The following is a 16,883-nucleotide window of genomic DNA, read 5'->3' as shown; positions in this document are numbered from 1 at the left end:
GTACTCACCTCGTAAACGAAAGAATAATGGCTGTGGCTACCGCTACGGAGACAGCTGTCAGCATGGCTTCTACTCCGCGTGAAACACCTGCAACCAAATCACCAGCCATCAAATCCCGAAGCGAGTTGGTGATGGCGATCCCCGGAAACAGTGGAAGCATCGCACCAATAATAATGATGCTTAAATGCAACTGCGGAAAGATCGTCACAGTCAACAACGCGAAAAGTCCTCCTAGTAAAGCGGCAGAGAACTCTGTAAAAAACTTCATCCGGACAAACTGTTCTAAATATTCCTGGCTCAGGTTCACAATCAAACCGGCCATCGCAGAAGGAATCAGACTGCCCCAATCTCCCCCTGCAAGCATAGAAAAGGAGCCGCTAGCCGTAGCGGCTGCCAGATGCTGCAACCATTTCGGATAGATCTGCTTTTTCTGATCGATCTCACGCAGCGTCCGATAGGCTTGCTCCAAATTAATTTTCCCACCGACAAACTGTCGGGAAACATCATTCACGAGCGTTATTTTATTGAGGTTAGTCGTACGTTTGGGGGTACGAACCATTCTTGTATGATCGAATCCACTGCAACGAAAGGACAGGATGATGCTCGTAGGCGTAGCCGAGCTGTTGACATCATCCATCCCCGCAGCCTTCGCAATCAATGCCATTGTCTCTTCCGTTCGGTAAGTCTCTCCACCGTTTTTCAAAATAATCGAGCCTGCCAACAAGCAAGTATCCATCACCAAATCTGAGGACACGAACCGTCACATCCTTCACATAAACCATGCGTAATACAAAGTGCCAGCCAATAGGAGCAACGAGGCGACAAAAAGACCGCTAATGCCCGCCCCTGCATTCCCTTTCTTCCGCGCTTTCTTTTGCGACTTTTGCGGTTTGGCGACCATGCTATCTTGCAAGACTGCCAACAGCTCCGCTCGCATTTCTTTCGCGGTCGCAAACTTGCCGTGAAACGCCTTCAATAAAGGCTCCCGGTAAGGGTACAGGCTGTCACTTTTTCGTATTATATCACAGAGTAATATCGTGTGACGTGGGTCACCAAGGCTGTTTTTCCACGTTTCTGCTCCAACCGTCAGACGCACCATCATCACGGCTGTCGAGAACAGGTCATAACTTACTTCAGCCCGTCTATCACCTGCGTGCCAAAAAGCTCGATCATACTCTTCTGTAAACTGCCGAACGGCGTTTCCCAGCTTGGTCACTCCACCAAAATCAATCAAGCGTACCTGCTTGTCCGTTTGGGTCACCATCACATTCTGCGGCTTCAAATCACCAAAAATATAGCCATGCTGGTGCAAAACATCCAGTCGCGCCAGCAATTGAACCATCATCACGGCCACCCAGTCCGTACCCTCTTGCTTGATATATTCATCCAATTGCAAGCCTTGAAGATACTCCATGGCATAAAACGTACAGGCCTTCCCGTTTACAACGAGATCGTCCACGTCGCACAGGAGCGGTCCCACTTTGGAATCCCGCCCCTGCTGTGTGCTTTTCAACACATTCACTTCCATTAAAATGTCTATGCCCTCCACACCGACCTTAACCGCGCGCTGTACGCCACCTTGGGATACCAAGTACACGGTCCCGTTTGCACCACGCCCCAGCTCCCGTAAGACATGGTACGATTTTTTGTTCCATTTGCCTGTAAAGTGCTTGGGCAGGTCGGGGGTGGCTGCCTTAAAAGACATGGTCACGCAGCATTCCGTTCGAATCGTCCTCTTCGTCTTGGTCGATGTAACGCTCTTGCAGCGTGCGTGGGAGCTTGTCCTGCTCAAACAGGGCAATTGCCTCTACGATGGCGGGGCCAGTAGGAGTAATTCCGCTCATCGCCAAATCACTCGTAATTTGATGGGCCTGCTCGACCTTTTCTGTCCACGGAATGCGGATATCGAGATGCTTTTGTTTCCCCGGAAATGAACCGACTGCCATTCTGCTATGGCCACTCCGCGAATGGAGACTGATACTGAAATCGTGAATCGCTTGCTGAACAGCCGACAGCTTTGGCTTCATACTTCCTGAGGTATCGACCAGCATCACGACGTTCAAGCTGCTTTTTTCACCCAACTCGTCAACCATTCCGGCAACCTGCACTCTTTTATCAGGTGCCAGCTCTTCTATTCCGGAATCGCCCAAAATCTCTTTTAATTCTTTATTAACTACTTGATGAATGGTGCGCGTCATTGCTTTTCGCGTCAGCATTTGTACCGTTTGTGCAAGCTGTTGGGGGTATACGATGTCGCAGAGTCCACCACCTGCTTCCGCAATATCCCTGATTTCCTTCTCCCCTTTCTCACCCAGCTCACTCTTGTCGATTACGCCAATCACATTGACCGTAATCCCTTGCTCTCTTGCCAGTGCCGCCGCAGCAACGGGACTCATCCCCGAGTTGGAGCAGCCGTCTGTCACTACCAGTATTTGACGAAGTGTCGCTTCTTTCACAATAATCTCCCCATTCGATCTGTTTTGTCAGTCCCAGCTCCGTGTTGCGAACGTTCATCCACTTCACTTCGCAGGATATTTTTAGCAACAGTATCGACGGGTAATGGAGAAAACATACTCCTAACTCACAATCCGTGGACGCTCGAGCTTCTCCATGCCATGTACCGCGATGGCAGCCCACTGTGGTACAAAGCGGTCAATTCGCGCCACCAGCACGGTCATGTCATCAACAATTTGTCCAGAATGCTGGCGAATGACTTTTTCCAATAGTAAATCAGCGACCTCCTGTGGATCATTCGTCTCCAGTTCGCTGATGATTCGCTTCATCCACGCTTGCCTGTTTTCAATATGGCGCGGCGCTTCATAAATGCCGTCGGACATCATGACGAGCAAATCACCCGGCTTGAGCATACGAGATACAACATCCACCTCGATTTCTTCCAAAATCCCTACTGGCAGGTTGTTGGCGGTGATCGTGATGACATCTTTATTTCTTTTGACAAAGCTCGGGGTGGAACCGATTTTTACAAAACGGGTATGAGCGGTTTGCAAATCGATCAATGCCAAGTCCACCGTCGCGAACATTTCCTCCTTGGAGCGCAGGGCGAGCACGGAGTTAACGGTTTTGATTGAAATTTTTTCGTCCATACCAGAACGCAGAAGCTGCTGGAGCATATCGAGGGCGGATTGACTCTCTATGGATGCCCGCTCGCCATTCCCCATTCCATCGCTGATCGCCAGCGCCATTTTTCCATTCCCCAAATCCATTGTCCGGAAGCTGTCACCGGATAATAGCTTGCCGTCTTTGGCTGCCCCTGCGACCCCGATATCGATTTCATACGTTTTGGCGGAAGCAAGGCACATTGTGCATGAACCGTCTTTTTGTGCTTCACAATGCCTCTCGCGTACCACAATGTTTTCTCCCAATATCTCCGTGAGCATCGGAGCCACGATTTTCGCGCATTCATCACGACCATAGCAAGTCGGCTGACTGATTTCGATATCGACCTTCCCTTCTTCCAAGCTGTGTATTTCTACGCGGCGTACCGACAGACCCAAGCCCTCCAATGCTTGTGAGACCTGCTTTTCCTGAAAGCTCAGCTCCATTCCCTCTCGCTGTATTTCCCGGGCAAAATCACTCATGACCCGAGAGACTCCCGATAGCTGGTCAGCTACGAGCATTCGGCTTTCCTTTACCTGCTTTTTCAATTGGTCAAACGACTGCTGGCGATCGTATTCCTGCTCCATCACAGTCATGACCTTTTCGGTTTTGACACACTTGCGCTCCCAGTCACGCGGCGGCGTAACGCCGGCCAAGGTACCGTTCTCGTACACTTTTTCCATTAAAAAGCGCATTCCCTCATAGGTCGATTGCGTATCCTTTTCCCAGCATTGTTCTTTTTTCCAGCATTTCTGGCAGGTGAATTCAGATACACGGCTGAGAAAGGCGTCTGCCTGTTCTTCTATTTCTTCAGGATCGGCTGTCTGGGCAAAGCTATGGGAGAGTTGCGTAAACAAATCGGAGAATTGCTGGATTTTGCCCGCGGTCACATCGCGAACTCTGCGCATGTATTCTTGATGGGATTGTAGATTCTCGGGAGTCCCGGGGATAAATCGGGCTACTTTTTTCCAAAGAGCAGCAGGGGTCAGAATGAAGAGAACAATCGCCAGAGAGGTTTCGATCAAGGAGTAGTAGAGTGTCTCTTCTGCTCCACCGTAAATCGCAAGAATAGCCGTACCAATCAACAAGCCTGCGGATACACCCACTTTGCCGCCTTCCTTCAACAAGCCAGCAAGAAGACCTGAAAAGGCAAGCAGATTGATTTGTAAAAGAGCACTCACATTAGCCAGACTGAGGATGAGACCTGTGACCACGCCAACAGCCGCACCAATCGTGCCACCACCGACAAAAGCAAAGATGAGCAGCAAATAGCGTGAGAGTACATGCTCCATCGAAATGCCTTCGACCATCCAATCCACGGTACCCGTCATCAAGGAGGCCAGTAAAATCACTAGCGAAACGATCTCTTCATTTTTGAGAGGCTCATAAGGCTTCGCCAAATGAATGATCGATAAGGACTGAATGAAGATAAGCGTCAGTACAAAGCCAAGAATCGCTTCTACTGCTACCATCACGAGCTCGTAGGTCGTTACCTGATTGGTCAGAACCGCATACAACAGACGGCTGATGAAAATCGTCCCGACAACCAGCAACGGCGTCCGTGAAAAATCTTTCTTACGCATTTTATTCATCAGCTTGCAGGCAAACAGAGCAAGTATCACGCTCAAGGCGGTTTCCAGTCCAACAGGCACCGACTGGGTAAAAGCACCGATAATAAGAGCCATCCCCGTGACAAGCAAGCAATCTCGACGAATATAAAACATGACAATGAAATACGGTATAGCAAAGGGGGTTAGCTCCTCCACGATCAGAGCTCGTCCTAATAAGAAGCCCATAAGGATGGGGAGAACATTCCACTTCTCTATGAAGTCTGCTACTTTTTCTCCCCACGTCTGGGCAGTGGTACCCATTCGATCGGACACTTGCCGCGTCCAAGCCTGTCCGGCTTGTGTTACGTTTTTGTTCGCAATCATTTCGCTCCACCCCGTTCTTGGTCAATGTGTTTCTCCATTATACGGAGGGGGCATTGTAAAATTTGTCAAAAATCCAACGTACATTCACAGAATCGTGCGACAAATTCAGTAACGAAAATGGACAAAAAAAACCGACGTTATGGCGGATAACGTCGGCTGACAGGTGATTCGCGCTTTGCGAAACGGGCTTAGGATACTTTATTCGGCAAGACTTTGAAATGACCTTCCTGTTTTTACAGTCAAAATGCGCTTTTCACGAAGAAAGAAAAGTCATAATTTTCCGAATCATATAGACCGACCGCGGCCCTTTTTCTCTACGCTTTTCTTCAAAGCCTTCCCTTCGCTCCCGCTGATTGCGGGGTGGCCGTTCCTTTTCCATTGTTTTTTTGATAGAAAGCCCGATCTTGCCCTCACGGAGGCTGAGGACTTTTACCTTTACCGTATCTCCTATTTTTAAAAATTGATGGATGTCCCGGACATAGACGTCAGCAATTTCACTAATATGCACCAGTCCGGTCACATCGCCTGGCAGCTGAACAAACGCTTCGAATTTCGTAATACCCGTGATTTTTCCTTCCAGTATGCTCCCGACCTCGATCTCCATGACGCGGAATGCCTCCCTCTCGTTGAAGATCAGATGTATACTCAATCCGGAATGATATAGATGCTTTCGCCTTGCTTGGTAAACAAAATTCGCTTACGTACCAGCTCTGCCAAGTACTCCTGATCGTTTAGCCGGCTTGCTTCATAGGTCAGATCGTCTTGCTTTTGCTGCAAGACCGCTGATTCTTGCTTCAAGACTTCCAGCTCTGCCTCCTTCTTGGACAACTCGCCACTTTGCAAAAACAAGGTATAGCTAGTCCAGACGAAAAAGCACAGGATCACAAAGAAAAAAAGACGCATTCGCCTTCTTTGCCCTTTTCGGTTAATGGAAGAGGTTCTTGCTTCCTTCATCAGTACGCCACCTCGAATCTACTCCCGCTTTTTCTTTGAGTGAAACCAATTCTTCCAATTGGTCCAAAATCCTGTTGTTTTTCCATACATTTTTTTCCCCAAATGTTGACCCCATCTGGCAAAAGGAGAGGTGACAAAACGCGTCACTTTCCACAAAAAGCCGAGGATCGCGAGCAACACGGAATACAAAAATGTCAGCACCATGATGATCACCCGGAAAAGAAAGAGCACAGGACGTACTAGCAGGATGTCTATAATTTTTACGACCGTACGGTAAAACCACTGACAGAATTTTATCACGCGGTGCAAGAAAAGGATATACTTCTTACTACCTATTAAGAAATACAACCACGCGCCAAATATCATTCCAAAAAATATCGGAAACCGAATAATCCCGTCGTTCACTTTCACCAAAATCAAGAAGACAGCGCCCATACTGCCCACCCAAAAAAGGATGTCAAAGAAAAAGACCAACCAGAGTGGCAGCCTGGCCTTGCCCTTAAATACATGGTACGTATCGAATCCCATACCCATCAGGGCACCACACATCGACATGGCCAATACCGTCTGCAACTGAATGGCGATGTTCACTTGAATAACTTGCCGAAGAATCCTCTCGACCGATCGCCGGCCTGCCCTTGCTCCAGATAGGCCATCTCGTGAACAAGCCCCTCGATCGCTACTTCTCCGGTTTCCAGACTCAGATTTTTCATATGCAGGTTTTGGCCTCGTATGGTTAAAAAGCCGCCGTCCGTCTCCAAGAGGAATTCTTCGCTGTCAAAGCTTTCGACGTTTTTTACTCCCGAAATCGCTAAGCTGCGACGATTAATCATCACGACTTCATGACGTGGCCGTCTCGTGTGATCGTTCATAATTACTCCCTCCTCACGTACCCTTCTTGTACTATCGTATGGGGAGGGATGTCCTCTTAGAACAAAAACGGTCAAAGCCGTTTTTGTTGACCGCAAGCGGACGCATTAACTCTAATGAAAAAACATCGAGATGTTTTTCACAAAAGAAACCCCGTACGTATACGGGGCTTTTGCCAAACTGCTATTTACTTGTAAACAGTGTAGTTCCCGTTCACATAGATGATTTTGTAACCGGTACGCTCCGTGATGGTTTTTAGAGGCAGGGTAGGAACGTTGTTTTTCAGCTGAACCGCTGCAGGTAGTGTTACATTTTTGCCATTGACGGTCGCTACGTTTGAACCGACCTTGAATTGCATGACTGTATTGCCGCTCACAACTTTTGCAGTTGTTTTGGTGTAGCTGATTGAAAATCCGAGGGCATCACGGAAAAACGTAGTTGGCATTAGCGTGTTGCCATTTACGGTATACGGTGCCACTGCGAGTCCGGTTGTTTTACCAGCCTTCGTAAAGGAAGCGACGCTCTGCTTGAAGCTCACGCCATTCAGCGACACGATGGTCGCCGGACGGGAGAATAGCAGTCCTCTCTCCTCGGAGTTGTAGACGCCAATGCTGTACACACCTGGAGTAGCCGGATTCACAATGCCAGCTGTCTCGGCGATATTGACCTGAGCTGCTGTTTTTGCCGGAATATCCTGGGCAGGAATAATAATCAGATTTTGTCCGCGTACACCAACAAAGCTAGCGGCCACACCGTTTACCGTTACTGTGTTCGCTGGCAAGTAGGCTGGAACACGGAATCCAACTGGGAGTACGACTTCAATGAAGCCCTGATTGCGAACAATCGGAGCACCCATTGCTTTGATGCCGATTGAAATACCAGCAGGAGTAGAGGCAGTCGCTCTCGTCAGCCCAACTGTTGCCAATGTATTATCCACCGCGACTGGTGGAGTCACTCCGGAAACTTGAAATTCCTTCGACTTATAGGTCTTGTTGTCGACTTTAGCCGTCACGGTATACGTTCCCGCTGTTCTCGGAGTGGTCAAGTAGCCTTCGAATGCAAACTTGATGCTCGCGCGATTCGTACTAGTGAATCCGTAAGGTGTGCGGAAATAAACCTTATTCCCCAACACGCTTACATTCGTCACTTGAGCACCGTTTACGGTGACGTTGTTGCTGGTAAGAATCGGCGGCACGGATACCCCACTCGGGAATTCGACCTCGATTTCTACGTTCGACCCCAGCTTGGAGGAAAGATCCATATCAAACGTATAGCTCGTACGCGCCCCCGCTGAACTGTCCGACAAAGAAACGGTGAATGGCGTATTGCTTGTGTTTGTAATCTCTACATCTTTTGACTTGTATTCCTTGCTGTCATATTCAACTTCATACGAATAGTACTTGTCTGGCTTCGACGGGTTTACAATCCCCGCAGAAGAGGTAAACTCCAGCTTTATGTAGCTATCTCCGTCTGCACCACTCGGAATCTCAATTCGAATCGAGTCGCTGTCGAGAATCGAGACGTAATCCGGTTTGTACCCGTTTACCTTCACATCAGATTTGCTGATGCTCTTTGGCAGCATGTCCTTGGAGGGGAAATTGACATAAATGTATTTGCCCTCTTTCAGCTTGCTTTTCGAAGAGAGATTAAATTTTCCGAGCGTTAAGGAGATGGTGTCCTCGGCATTTTTACTGCTATGGGAAGCCTCGAAGTCACCCTTGCTGCTGCTACTGCTGCTAGACGAAGATTTGCCGATTGTTATCTTGTCGCCCTTGTAGCTGGTTTCCGAACTTGTTTTTACTTCGATTTCGTAGCTGCCCTTGTCTTCCGGGTTGGTGATATTATCAATGGTCAGTGTAAGTACGGTACCTTTTTTGATCTTCTCATCGACTTCGATCTCGACCACATTCTTGCTTACATATACGCTGTCGATCGAAATTTCGTCATCGTCATCATCTTCTAATGTGACGTCCGATTTTTTCAATTTTTTGTCGACCGAATATTCGGATGGGAATCTAACGAAAATACTGTCTCCCGATGATAGGTCCTTATTGATTTCAAACTCAATCGTATATTCTGTTTCCTCGTCCGCACGTGTACTGTCTGCAGAAACATCCTCGATAGAGAGAGCATAAGCCGCTTTTGGCTCGAGCATCAATGGACTTGCCAGTACCGCAGTGGCCAGCAGCACTGAGATCCCTTTGTTTACGCTTTTGTTCAACGGTAACGCCTCCTTCTCTAAAGTTCCCTACTATGATAGGAAATGTTCGGCAGGAAAGGGTTACAGACTGGTAACGAATGATTTCCTTCACGCAAAAGAAGCTGCCCGATGACACAGGCAGCTTCTTCTTTTGAAATGTCTACTGGTTCGACAGGCTCTCCAGAATGGCATCGCCTTTCTCGCCAATTTTTACGATCGCGTATTTGGCATTCCGCTCGACATCAAGTCCGGTTCCTTCTGGGACAAAATAGCTTTCTATGCCATATTCCACTCGATCGCCACCGATTGTGCTTCCATTGATGATCACATCCGCTGGCTGAGGATCGTAGGCCCGATTCCATCGACCATTAAGCTCATAAAAGCCACTGTAGCTGTGCAAGCCATTTGCTTGTTGGCGGAGTACGACTCGAATCTTATCCCCTGAGTCAACCTGTACATGGTCCAATGTAGATATGGTGTAGCCAAGTCTGACGTAATCACCTTGGAGCAACGAACGCGGATCGATTGGGACTAGCTCCAGCTTCACTGTTTTTCCGTTGGCCAGGATTGTCTCACTGCTCCATACTTGATAGCCAATCAAAGCAAATTGCAGCAAAATGACAGGAAGCAACACAAGCGCTTTTTTCACGAAAAGGGGAGGCTCGCTTTTCGGCCACTCGATTTTTGCCCTTCGATCCCACCACAGAGTAGCGATAAAAAACACCAGGCTGAGCAGAAGCAGGCTCAGTGACTTGTGCAGCAAGCTCCATAGCATGTCGTAGTACTTCATGAGGAGAAAGGCAAACCAGAAACCGAGCACGATTCCGAATCTCACCTTATTTTGCTGATGCAATGTCCGGTACAGCAAATACGTGCTGACTGTGAAAAAAGCCAAATTCACGACTACATCCATGGAGCCCGATTGAAACCCTTCCTCCGTCAGGATCAAAAGCGAGAGTAAGGCGTACACCAACGAGCTATTTTGCAAAACGACCGGCAATTGCTTTACGTAATACATCGCCAGCTGCGCAACAAAGATGATCAAGAGTACATATTCAAAGGACGGCAGGTACTCATTCAGCTTCGTAGCCAGGACGACTAAAAAAGTCAGCTGTGTCAAAAGCCGCGCCGGAATGGCAGAGACAGCTTTCCAGACGTATAACAGTACCAACAGGAAAACGATCCAGTACGCTCCTTCTAAAAACAGAACAGAACCGACACCCAATATATACCCCATTGTGAGCAACGTATATCGTACCGTTGCATTCATCCGGCTCATAAACACTACAGGACCAATAAAGCCAATTAATGAAAGGAAAAACAGCAAATCAATTACTGTTTCTTCTTCAATGAGTAGAAAAAGCAGACCTGCTATCGATATAGCTCCAATGGATGCGGCGATAGTGGTGACGAGAACCGTGAATGCCTCTTGAAAAAACACCACCCATTTGCTTTTTTGATGCGCTGATTCCTTGCGCAGCCAATTAATCCCTGCAACTGCTCCCCAAACAATGAGTACAGTCAGCAGCAGCATCAAAACAAAGAAGCTCTCTGAGAAATACTTCACCATATAGGATATAAAATTAACAAGTACAAACAGCGAGAGCAGCGAGGCCGTCACAATCAGAAACCCGCGACTCGGCACCCATTTTAAAAACGTAACAAACAGAATCCCGCCCGTCAGGACATATAAAACCTCAGGGAGCGGACCATATACTTCGGTGAAGGATGAACCGAAAAGGCTGAGAGAAAACGTCAGAAACGATAAGTAGCAAATCGGCTTGGAATGCCATTTCCCCGTAGAGGTTAACCAAAACAGGACCATATTCCCCAACGCAATCAACCAAAAAATCATGAACCACCACTCGTCTTCACGCGCTACATGAATGACGGATGGATGGAGAAAGAAGTAAATCGCCAAATGAGCAAGGACATAGCTGATGACATAGAATGGCTGATAGCGCGTGAAAATCGCGAACAGCAAATTCGGTATGAGCCATACGACGAACAGCATATAGCTGTCGGCATGTGAATTGTATATTTGCCCCAACAAAGCCACACTGATGCCAAAAGCCAAGCCTCCAGCCACCAGTAGCCAATTGCTCAAAAACGAATGTCGTTTGATGAAACGCAGTCCATAGGATAATACATAAAAAAGAACGAGGATTGCCACACTGACGCCGATTTTTTGTTCCCTGACCATAAGCGGCCAGTTCGAAGCAAAAAAGTATAGGATAGATGATAACAGAAGCGAAATGGACAAAAAGTAACCCGTTCGAACCCCATTTTGTTGCATACAGCACACATCCCTTCGGAAATGCCTTCAGGTACTCTCATTATATCCTTTGGTTGGGAAAAAAGCCTAAAAAAAGACTGCCATCCCGGCAGTCTCTTTTCGTTTGAACATTACCCTTTGAGGTAGGCGTCTTCTTCTTTTTCATCACGCGGAACGGGAACTTCGCCGATGACGGTATACAGCGAAGCCGCTTCTTCCTTGCGCGGGTTTTCTTTGATGTCCTCTACTTTTACCGACACGATTTTTTGTCCGAAGCGGATTGCCAGCTTGTCGCCGATTTTCACGTTACTGGACGCCTTTGCAGGACGATCGTTGATTTCCACACGCTGTTTGTCGCACACTTCTTTTGCAAGCGTGCGTCGCTTGATCAGTCGAGACACTTTCAAATATTTATCGAGTCTCATGTTTGGCTTCCTCCCACCATTTGTCCATCTCTTGCAGGTCCGTCTGCTCAAAGGTACGGCCCGCTTCTTGCAGCTTGCTTTCAATATAGGAAAAGCGCTTCTTGAACTTGTTGTTGGTCAATGCGAGGGCTTCCTCCGGATCGAGCCCGAGGAAGCGCGCCAGATTGACTACCGCAAATAGCAAATCACCCAACTCGCCAGCGCGTTCTTCCTCTGATGCTTCTTGCAGCTCGCGGTATTCCTCTTCTACCTTTTTGTACACATCTGCAATATCGTCCCAGTCAAAGCCGACTTGGGCTGCTTTCTTCTGCAGCTTGTACGCATACATCAGTGCTGGCAAGTCGCGCGGTACTCCCGCCAACTGTGATTGAACCGTTACATCGATGCCTTTTGCTGCTTTTTCCTGTGCTTTGATTTCCTGCCAATTCGCCAGCGCTTCCTCGGAATCATTCGCGCTCTTTTCCCCGAATACGTGCGGGTGACGACGAACCAGCTTTTCATTCAACGTCGCGACAACATCATCTACCGAAAAATATCCGTCTTCGGCTGCCATCTGCGAATGGAGCATGATTTGCATCAACAAATCACCCAGCTCCTCACACATCGCATCTGGATCATCGTCGTCGATCGTCTCCAGAACCTCGTATGTCTCTTCAATCAAGTTTTTGCGGATGCTTTGATGTGTTTGCTCGCGATCCCACGGGCATCCATCCGGACTGCGCAGGATCGCCACGATCTCCTTCAAGTAGGAGAATTGGCGGTACGATACCTTCTCGTCCTTCGTCGGGGGTACATACACCAGAGACAAATTCCCGAAATGATCGAGTCTGTCCAGTTCATACAACGGCACTGTCTCAATGATTTCTTGCCCCGCTACCCCTACGGCTGTCGCTACCGTCACCTCGTAATCGTCCGGCAGCACTTCCATCAAGGTCAGCTTTACATCAGAGGCCACAAACGCATCGTACACTTGCGCGATAATCGTATGCAGACCCGGTGATACTTGATGAGCAGCGAGTGCGGTCCCATCCAGCAAAGAGAATCCCTCGATCGGGTCGATATGTAGGCGGGCAAACAACGGATCGATAAAGCTCTGTCCGCCGCCAATTTCGATTTCTACGCCACGGTTTGGTCCCTCTGCCAACAACAGCTGCACAGTACGTTCCGCCACCAAAGGATGACCTGGCACGGCATAAACAAGACTGCCCGCTTCGTTTACCCGTGAAAAAAGCCGCTCCACAATATCGGTGTACACATCGGAAAATGTATCGTGCTGCTCATATACGTCGTCAAAGGACTCAATCGTGATGCCTTCTGCGATCAACTCGGCTACAACTGGATGCTCTTTCGTGCGCAAATACAGCTGTTTGGCAGCTCTGAGCGTACGATAGATGCCATAAGGGAGTTGGTCCAAATCCCCGGCACCAAGACCGACTACGGTAATGGTCTTATTCTTCATTTCCACTTGTCACGCCTCCTTTTCGTTCATTCTTGCTTTCTCCGCTGGGAGGAGCTTGTATTTCGTTAACAGCGAAGCAATTCGCTTTCCTTTTGGCAAAAATTGAATATCGTTTCTCGTGAGTCCGCCTGTTTTCAAAAGCGCCAGCAAATAGACCAATGCTCCTGAACCGACAGCAATCAAGCCTACCAGCGTATAGAACAAACGATTTGAAAGTCCGGCACTGCCGAGCACTGTATTAGCGAGCCACTCCACAATCAGCACGACAATCGACATCACCACGACAGACACGAATGGCCTTTTCACCGTTTGGCGGAATCCGATGTGTGCTCCCGTGTATTTGATGACCGCTAGAACGTTTAGTCCCATGGCGACTAAATAAGCTAAAACGGTGGACACTGCTGCACCAGAGATACCCCAGAACGGGACGAGCGCGAGATTGAGGATGAGCTTTACCAGTACACCAATAAACAGGTTGCGGGCAGGTCGCATTACACGTCCCAAGCCTTGCAAAATACCCGCGCTGGCAATACTCACCGTAGCGAAAAGAATCGTGAAGGACTGTACAGCGAGGGCCTCAGTACCGTTGCTGTCTCCGTAGAGCATGACGTTGATCGGCTCCGCCAACAGAGCAAGTCCAAAGGAAGCAGGCAATCCCAGAAGGAAGGTCAGTCGAATCGCGACTTCGGAACGGTGAGAGATCAATTGATGCTGACGCTGGGCAACAGCTTCACTGATCGCAGGCACTAATGCCAGCGACAAGGACGTGGCGAAGAACGTACCAAACTGAATGAGTGGCTGACCACGGTCAAATGCACCTTTCAAAAGCTTGGCCAAATCCTCCGGGGTCCCGCTCCATTGCAACATATTGACGACGGTCATCGAGTCTACAAGCGGAACAAGCGGCAGAACCAATGCGCCCATACAAATCGGAACGGCATAGGTCAAGAGATGACGCAGTATTTGACGATTGGTCCATGGTTTCGCTGCCGATTGCTGAACTTGACCGACGGACAGCTGCCCCATCTTTTTGTCCGCTCTCCAATACCAAAGCAAGACGAGAATAGCAGCAATGGCACCTGGAAAAGCAGCAAAAACGGCACCTGTACCAGCCAGGTAAGGGTCCTGATACACGTTCATCGCCCAGAATGCAGCAACCAGAATGAAAATTACGCGAATGAACTGCTCAGCGACCTGAGAGACACCAGTCGGCATCATATTTTGATGCCCTTGAAAATAGCCGCGCAAGATCGCAACCATCGGCACCAATGGCAGTGACCAAGCCACTGCTCGGAGCGGGGTAATCAAATGCTCATCACCCATCATACTGGCAATAATAGGTGCCCCTCCATATAACAGTAAGAAGAAAAAGATCCCGAGAACGACCAGCGATATACTGGCTACTCGAAACGCCCTGCGCGCCCCGATCGCATCTCCGACAGCGACGCGCTCTGAGACGATCTTGGAGATGGCAATGGGGAAACCCGCCGTCGCTAGAATCAACAACGCGGTGTACAGCGGGTATACTTGCATATATACGTACAAGCCGATATCTCCGGCAATGTTTTGGTATGGGATGCGGTATACAGCGCCTAAAAGCTTGGAGACAAGACCGGCAATTCCAAGTATCGCCGCGCCTTTCACAAATTGAACGGAAGCCTTTTCTTGAGCCATGTGCGTGAAATTTCTCCTCTCCAACCTAAAACTTCGTTCATTATACCACAAGGCCATAGGCACAAGAAAAACAGCCCCGGGGTACGAGGCTGTTTTTGCTGAGCTATCCTACTGCTCCATCTGCTTTGCCAGGAAACCGGCCGCTGTTTCCGACATTTTGATCTCCAAATCACTCATCTTGGTTGACTCGTTTTTGTTGAGGAGGATCACGGACCCGATTGGATCGCCTCCTGCAACAATCGGTGCGATGACGAACGAGCCCATCGCCTCGTTCAAATCACGACAAATTTCATAAGAGCCTGCGTTTTTCTCCAGTCTGGTCTTTCTTTCCTCCAAGCATTTCTCAACAATGCTACCAATTGGTTTCTCCAAGTATTCCTTTTTGGAGGCCCCTGCCACCGCAATGACAGTATCCCTGTCTGAAATCAGTACGGTATGATTCATGCTTTCATACAAAGAGTCGGCGTATTCTTTTGCAAAATCACCCAACTCTCCAATCGGTGAATACTTTTTGAGAATGACTTCTCCGTCACGATCCACAAAAATCTCAAGCGGGTCGCCCTCACGAATGCGCAGTGTACGACGAATCTCCTTAGGAATCACGACCCGACCGAGGTCGTCAATTCGACGAACGATACCAGTTGCTTTCATGTCTTGTTGCCTCGCTTTCCCTGAGAAGTGGGTAGTGAATAGATGGTGGTTGGTTAGTTGTATTTTTTCCTCAAATTCTAATTTTAACTATGGGTGATGGTATCAATTTTTGCCAGTTACTTCAATTACTCTCCCCCGGGTGGTAGCGAGTGATAATAGTATTTGCCCACGTTTGAAGAATATGCGAGAAAACGAAAAAACAGGGAAACGAATTCCCTGTTTTTCTTTGGACTTCTTATTTCTTTGCCGGAGCATCATTTTTGGACTGCGGGATGTTGAATTTCGTAATGAGCTTGTCCAGCTCGTTCTTGCCGAAAGTATCGTACGCTTTCTCCAAAGAACTTGCGCGGAGCTGTTCTTTCATCTCATCAAAGGTCTTTTCTTTGCGATTCTCGACCTTAATAATATGGTAACCAAAATTAGTTTTTACTGGCGGGCCAACTTCACCGACTTTTTGTGTCAGGGATGCTTCTTTAAATTCTGGCACCCATTGCGTTACATCCGCATTTTCGTACAAGCCCCCAGACTGCTTGCTGCCTGGGTCATCTGTGAATTCTGTTGCCAGCTTCGCGAAGTCTTCACCCTTTTTCAGGCGCGCTTCCAAGTCGTTGGAGATTTTCAACGCCTCTTCTGGTGTGCGCTTTTCGGTAGAGATCAGAATGTGGCGAACAGAAGCAACTGTACGGGAAGCTTTGTCCATTTGATCATAGGTTTGCTTCAGCGTAGCATCATCGATATTCTTTTTCATTACATTGATGGACTGGTTGATCAGGTCCATCTGATTGACGATCATATCCTTGGTTACGCCTTGGCCTTCCATGAGCTTGGTGAACTTAGCTTCATCCTTGCCCAAAAAGCCCATGTACTGCGTTTTGATTTTCTCGAAAGTTTTCTCAGCGAGTTCTTTGGACTCTTTTTTCATGGCATCGTCGGAACGGCTAGCCAAAACCTTGGTAGCTGTATACTCACGAGCAAAAGCCTTCAGTGAGTTGCTATCAGCCATTTCAATCATGGTACCTTGTTGTGGGTTCATGAAGTTAATGACACGCAGGAACTCTTCGAACTCTTTTCCTGTTACAGTTCCTCCTTGATACTCCACAACGACCGCTTTCTGGTCTGCTGCGTAAGGCAGAGTGAGTTTAGGGAATTGTACCAAAGGATCGTTAGCAGCTTGATTGCTGCCATCTGTCTGATTCGCTGGAGTTTTTGTTTCTTGTTTCGCTTCTTCTGCTTTTCCGCCGCAACCAGACATGAGTGCCACGACCAGAACAGCCGAAGATAGAATCGCTACAGAACGTTTCATAAATAAGGTTCTCCCTTCCCG

15 protein-coding genes are annotated in these 16,883 nt (G+C 48.3%); all 15 read right to left on the bottom strand.

Translation table 11 applies throughout. From position 1 onward, the window contains the following. Nucleotides 1-4: 4 nt before the first annotated feature. The 15 genes from HP567_RS03355 to HP567_RS03285 all read right to left on the bottom strand — a co-directional run bounded on the left by HP567_RS03355 (nucleotide 5) and on the right by HP567_RS03285 (nucleotide 16,862). Complete coding sequence (locus HP567_RS03355) at nucleotides 5-754, bottom strand: threonine/serine exporter family protein (RefSeq protein WP_048035581.1); 750 nt, start codon at nucleotides 752-754, stop codon at nucleotides 5-7. Nucleotides 755-769: 15 nt separating this feature from the next. Beyond that, nucleotides 770-1,705, bottom strand: coding sequence for a serine/threonine protein kinase (locus HP567_RS03350; RefSeq protein WP_229087877.1), 936 nt, complete (start codon nucleotides 1,703-1,705; stop codon nucleotides 770-772). After that, the gene (locus HP567_RS03345; protein WP_173612086.1) at nucleotides 1,695-2,456 is read right to left on the bottom strand and encodes a vWA domain-containing protein; all 762 of its coding nucleotides are present in this window, start codon (nucleotides 2,454-2,456) and stop codon (nucleotides 1,695-1,697) included. Before HP567_RS03345 ends, HP567_RS03350 begins: the two co-directional genes overlap by 11 nt. A gap of 120 nt (nucleotides 2,457-2,576) precedes the next feature. Then, a complete protein-coding gene (gene spoIIE / locus HP567_RS03340; protein WP_173612087.1) occupies nucleotides 2,577-5,051 on the bottom strand; it encodes a stage II sporulation protein E in 2,475 nt (824 codons plus the stop codon). Between the two features lie 253 nt (nucleotides 5,052-5,304). After that, a complete protein-coding gene (locus HP567_RS03335) occupies nucleotides 5,305-5,655 on the bottom strand; it encodes a S1 RNA-binding domain-containing protein (protein ID WP_229087874.1) in 351 nt (116 codons plus the stop codon). 41 nt (nucleotides 5,656-5,696) lie between these two features. Next, nucleotides 5,697-6,005, bottom strand: a complete 309-nt coding sequence (locus tag HP567_RS03330; RefSeq protein ID WP_173612088.1) for an FtsB family cell division protein — start codon at nucleotides 6,003-6,005, stop codon at nucleotides 5,697-5,699. An 18-nt stretch (nucleotides 6,006-6,023) separates the two neighbouring features. Continuing rightward, entirely contained in the window at nucleotides 6,024-6,596 is a 573-nt protein-coding gene (yabQ, locus tag HP567_RS03325; protein WP_173612089.1) for a spore cortex biosynthesis protein YabQ, read from the bottom strand. Next, nucleotides 6,593-6,877: a sporulation protein YabP gene (gene yabP / locus HP567_RS03320; protein ID WP_007726414.1), complete on the bottom strand. Its 285-nt coding sequence runs from the start codon at nucleotides 6,875-6,877 to the stop codon at nucleotides 6,593-6,595. The genes yabQ and yabP overlap by 4 nt, the downstream gene beginning before the upstream one ends. Before the next feature lie 185 nt (nucleotides 6,878-7,062). Beyond that, nucleotides 7,063-9,096 carry a copper amine oxidase N-terminal domain-containing protein gene (locus HP567_RS03315; protein ID WP_173612090.1) on the bottom strand — a complete coding sequence of 678 codons (2,034 nt, stop codon included), beginning with the start codon at nucleotides 9,094-9,096 and terminating at the stop codon, nucleotides 7,063-7,065. A 139-nt stretch (nucleotides 9,097-9,235) separates the two neighbouring features. Next, nucleotides 9,236-11,371 carry a GDYXXLXY domain-containing protein gene (locus tag HP567_RS03310; protein ID WP_173612091.1) on the bottom strand — a complete coding sequence of 712 codons (2,136 nt, stop codon included), beginning with the start codon at nucleotides 11,369-11,371 and terminating at the stop codon, nucleotides 9,236-9,238. Nucleotides 11,372-11,481: 110 nt separating this feature from the next. Then, nucleotides 11,482-11,775, bottom strand: coding sequence for an RNA-binding S4 domain-containing protein (locus tag HP567_RS03305; protein WP_012683879.1), 294 nt, complete (start codon nucleotides 11,773-11,775; stop codon nucleotides 11,482-11,484). Then, nucleotides 11,762-13,234 carry a nucleoside triphosphate pyrophosphohydrolase gene (gene mazG / locus HP567_RS03300; protein ID WP_173612167.1) on the bottom strand — a complete coding sequence of 491 codons (1,473 nt, stop codon included), beginning with the start codon at nucleotides 13,232-13,234 and terminating at the stop codon, nucleotides 11,762-11,764. The genes HP567_RS03305 and mazG overlap by 14 nt, the downstream gene beginning before the upstream one ends. A 9-nt stretch (nucleotides 13,235-13,243) precedes the next feature. Then, nucleotides 13,244-14,908, bottom strand: a complete 1,665-nt coding sequence (locus HP567_RS03295; RefSeq protein ID WP_173612092.1) for a putative polysaccharide biosynthesis protein — start codon at nucleotides 14,906-14,908, stop codon at nucleotides 13,244-13,246. A gap of 108 nt (nucleotides 14,909-15,016) precedes the next feature. Continuing rightward, nucleotides 15,017-15,559, bottom strand: a complete 543-nt coding sequence (gene spoVT / locus HP567_RS03290; RefSeq protein WP_173612093.1) for a stage V sporulation protein T — start codon at nucleotides 15,557-15,559, stop codon at nucleotides 15,017-15,019. Nucleotides 15,560-15,794: 235 nt separating this feature from the next. Beyond that, entirely contained in the window at nucleotides 15,795-16,862 is a 1,068-nt protein-coding gene (locus HP567_RS03285) for a peptidylprolyl isomerase (protein WP_173612094.1), read from the bottom strand. Nucleotides 16,863-16,883 lie beyond the last annotated feature (21 nt).

This window comes from Brevibacillus sp. M2.1A, from assembly GCF_013284355.2.
Taxonomy (GTDB): domain Bacteria; phylum Bacillota; class Bacilli; order Brevibacillales; family Brevibacillaceae; genus Brevibacillus.
Note: the sequence above shows the minus strand (reverse complement) of the source record. Positions and strands in the feature narration are given on the sequence as shown.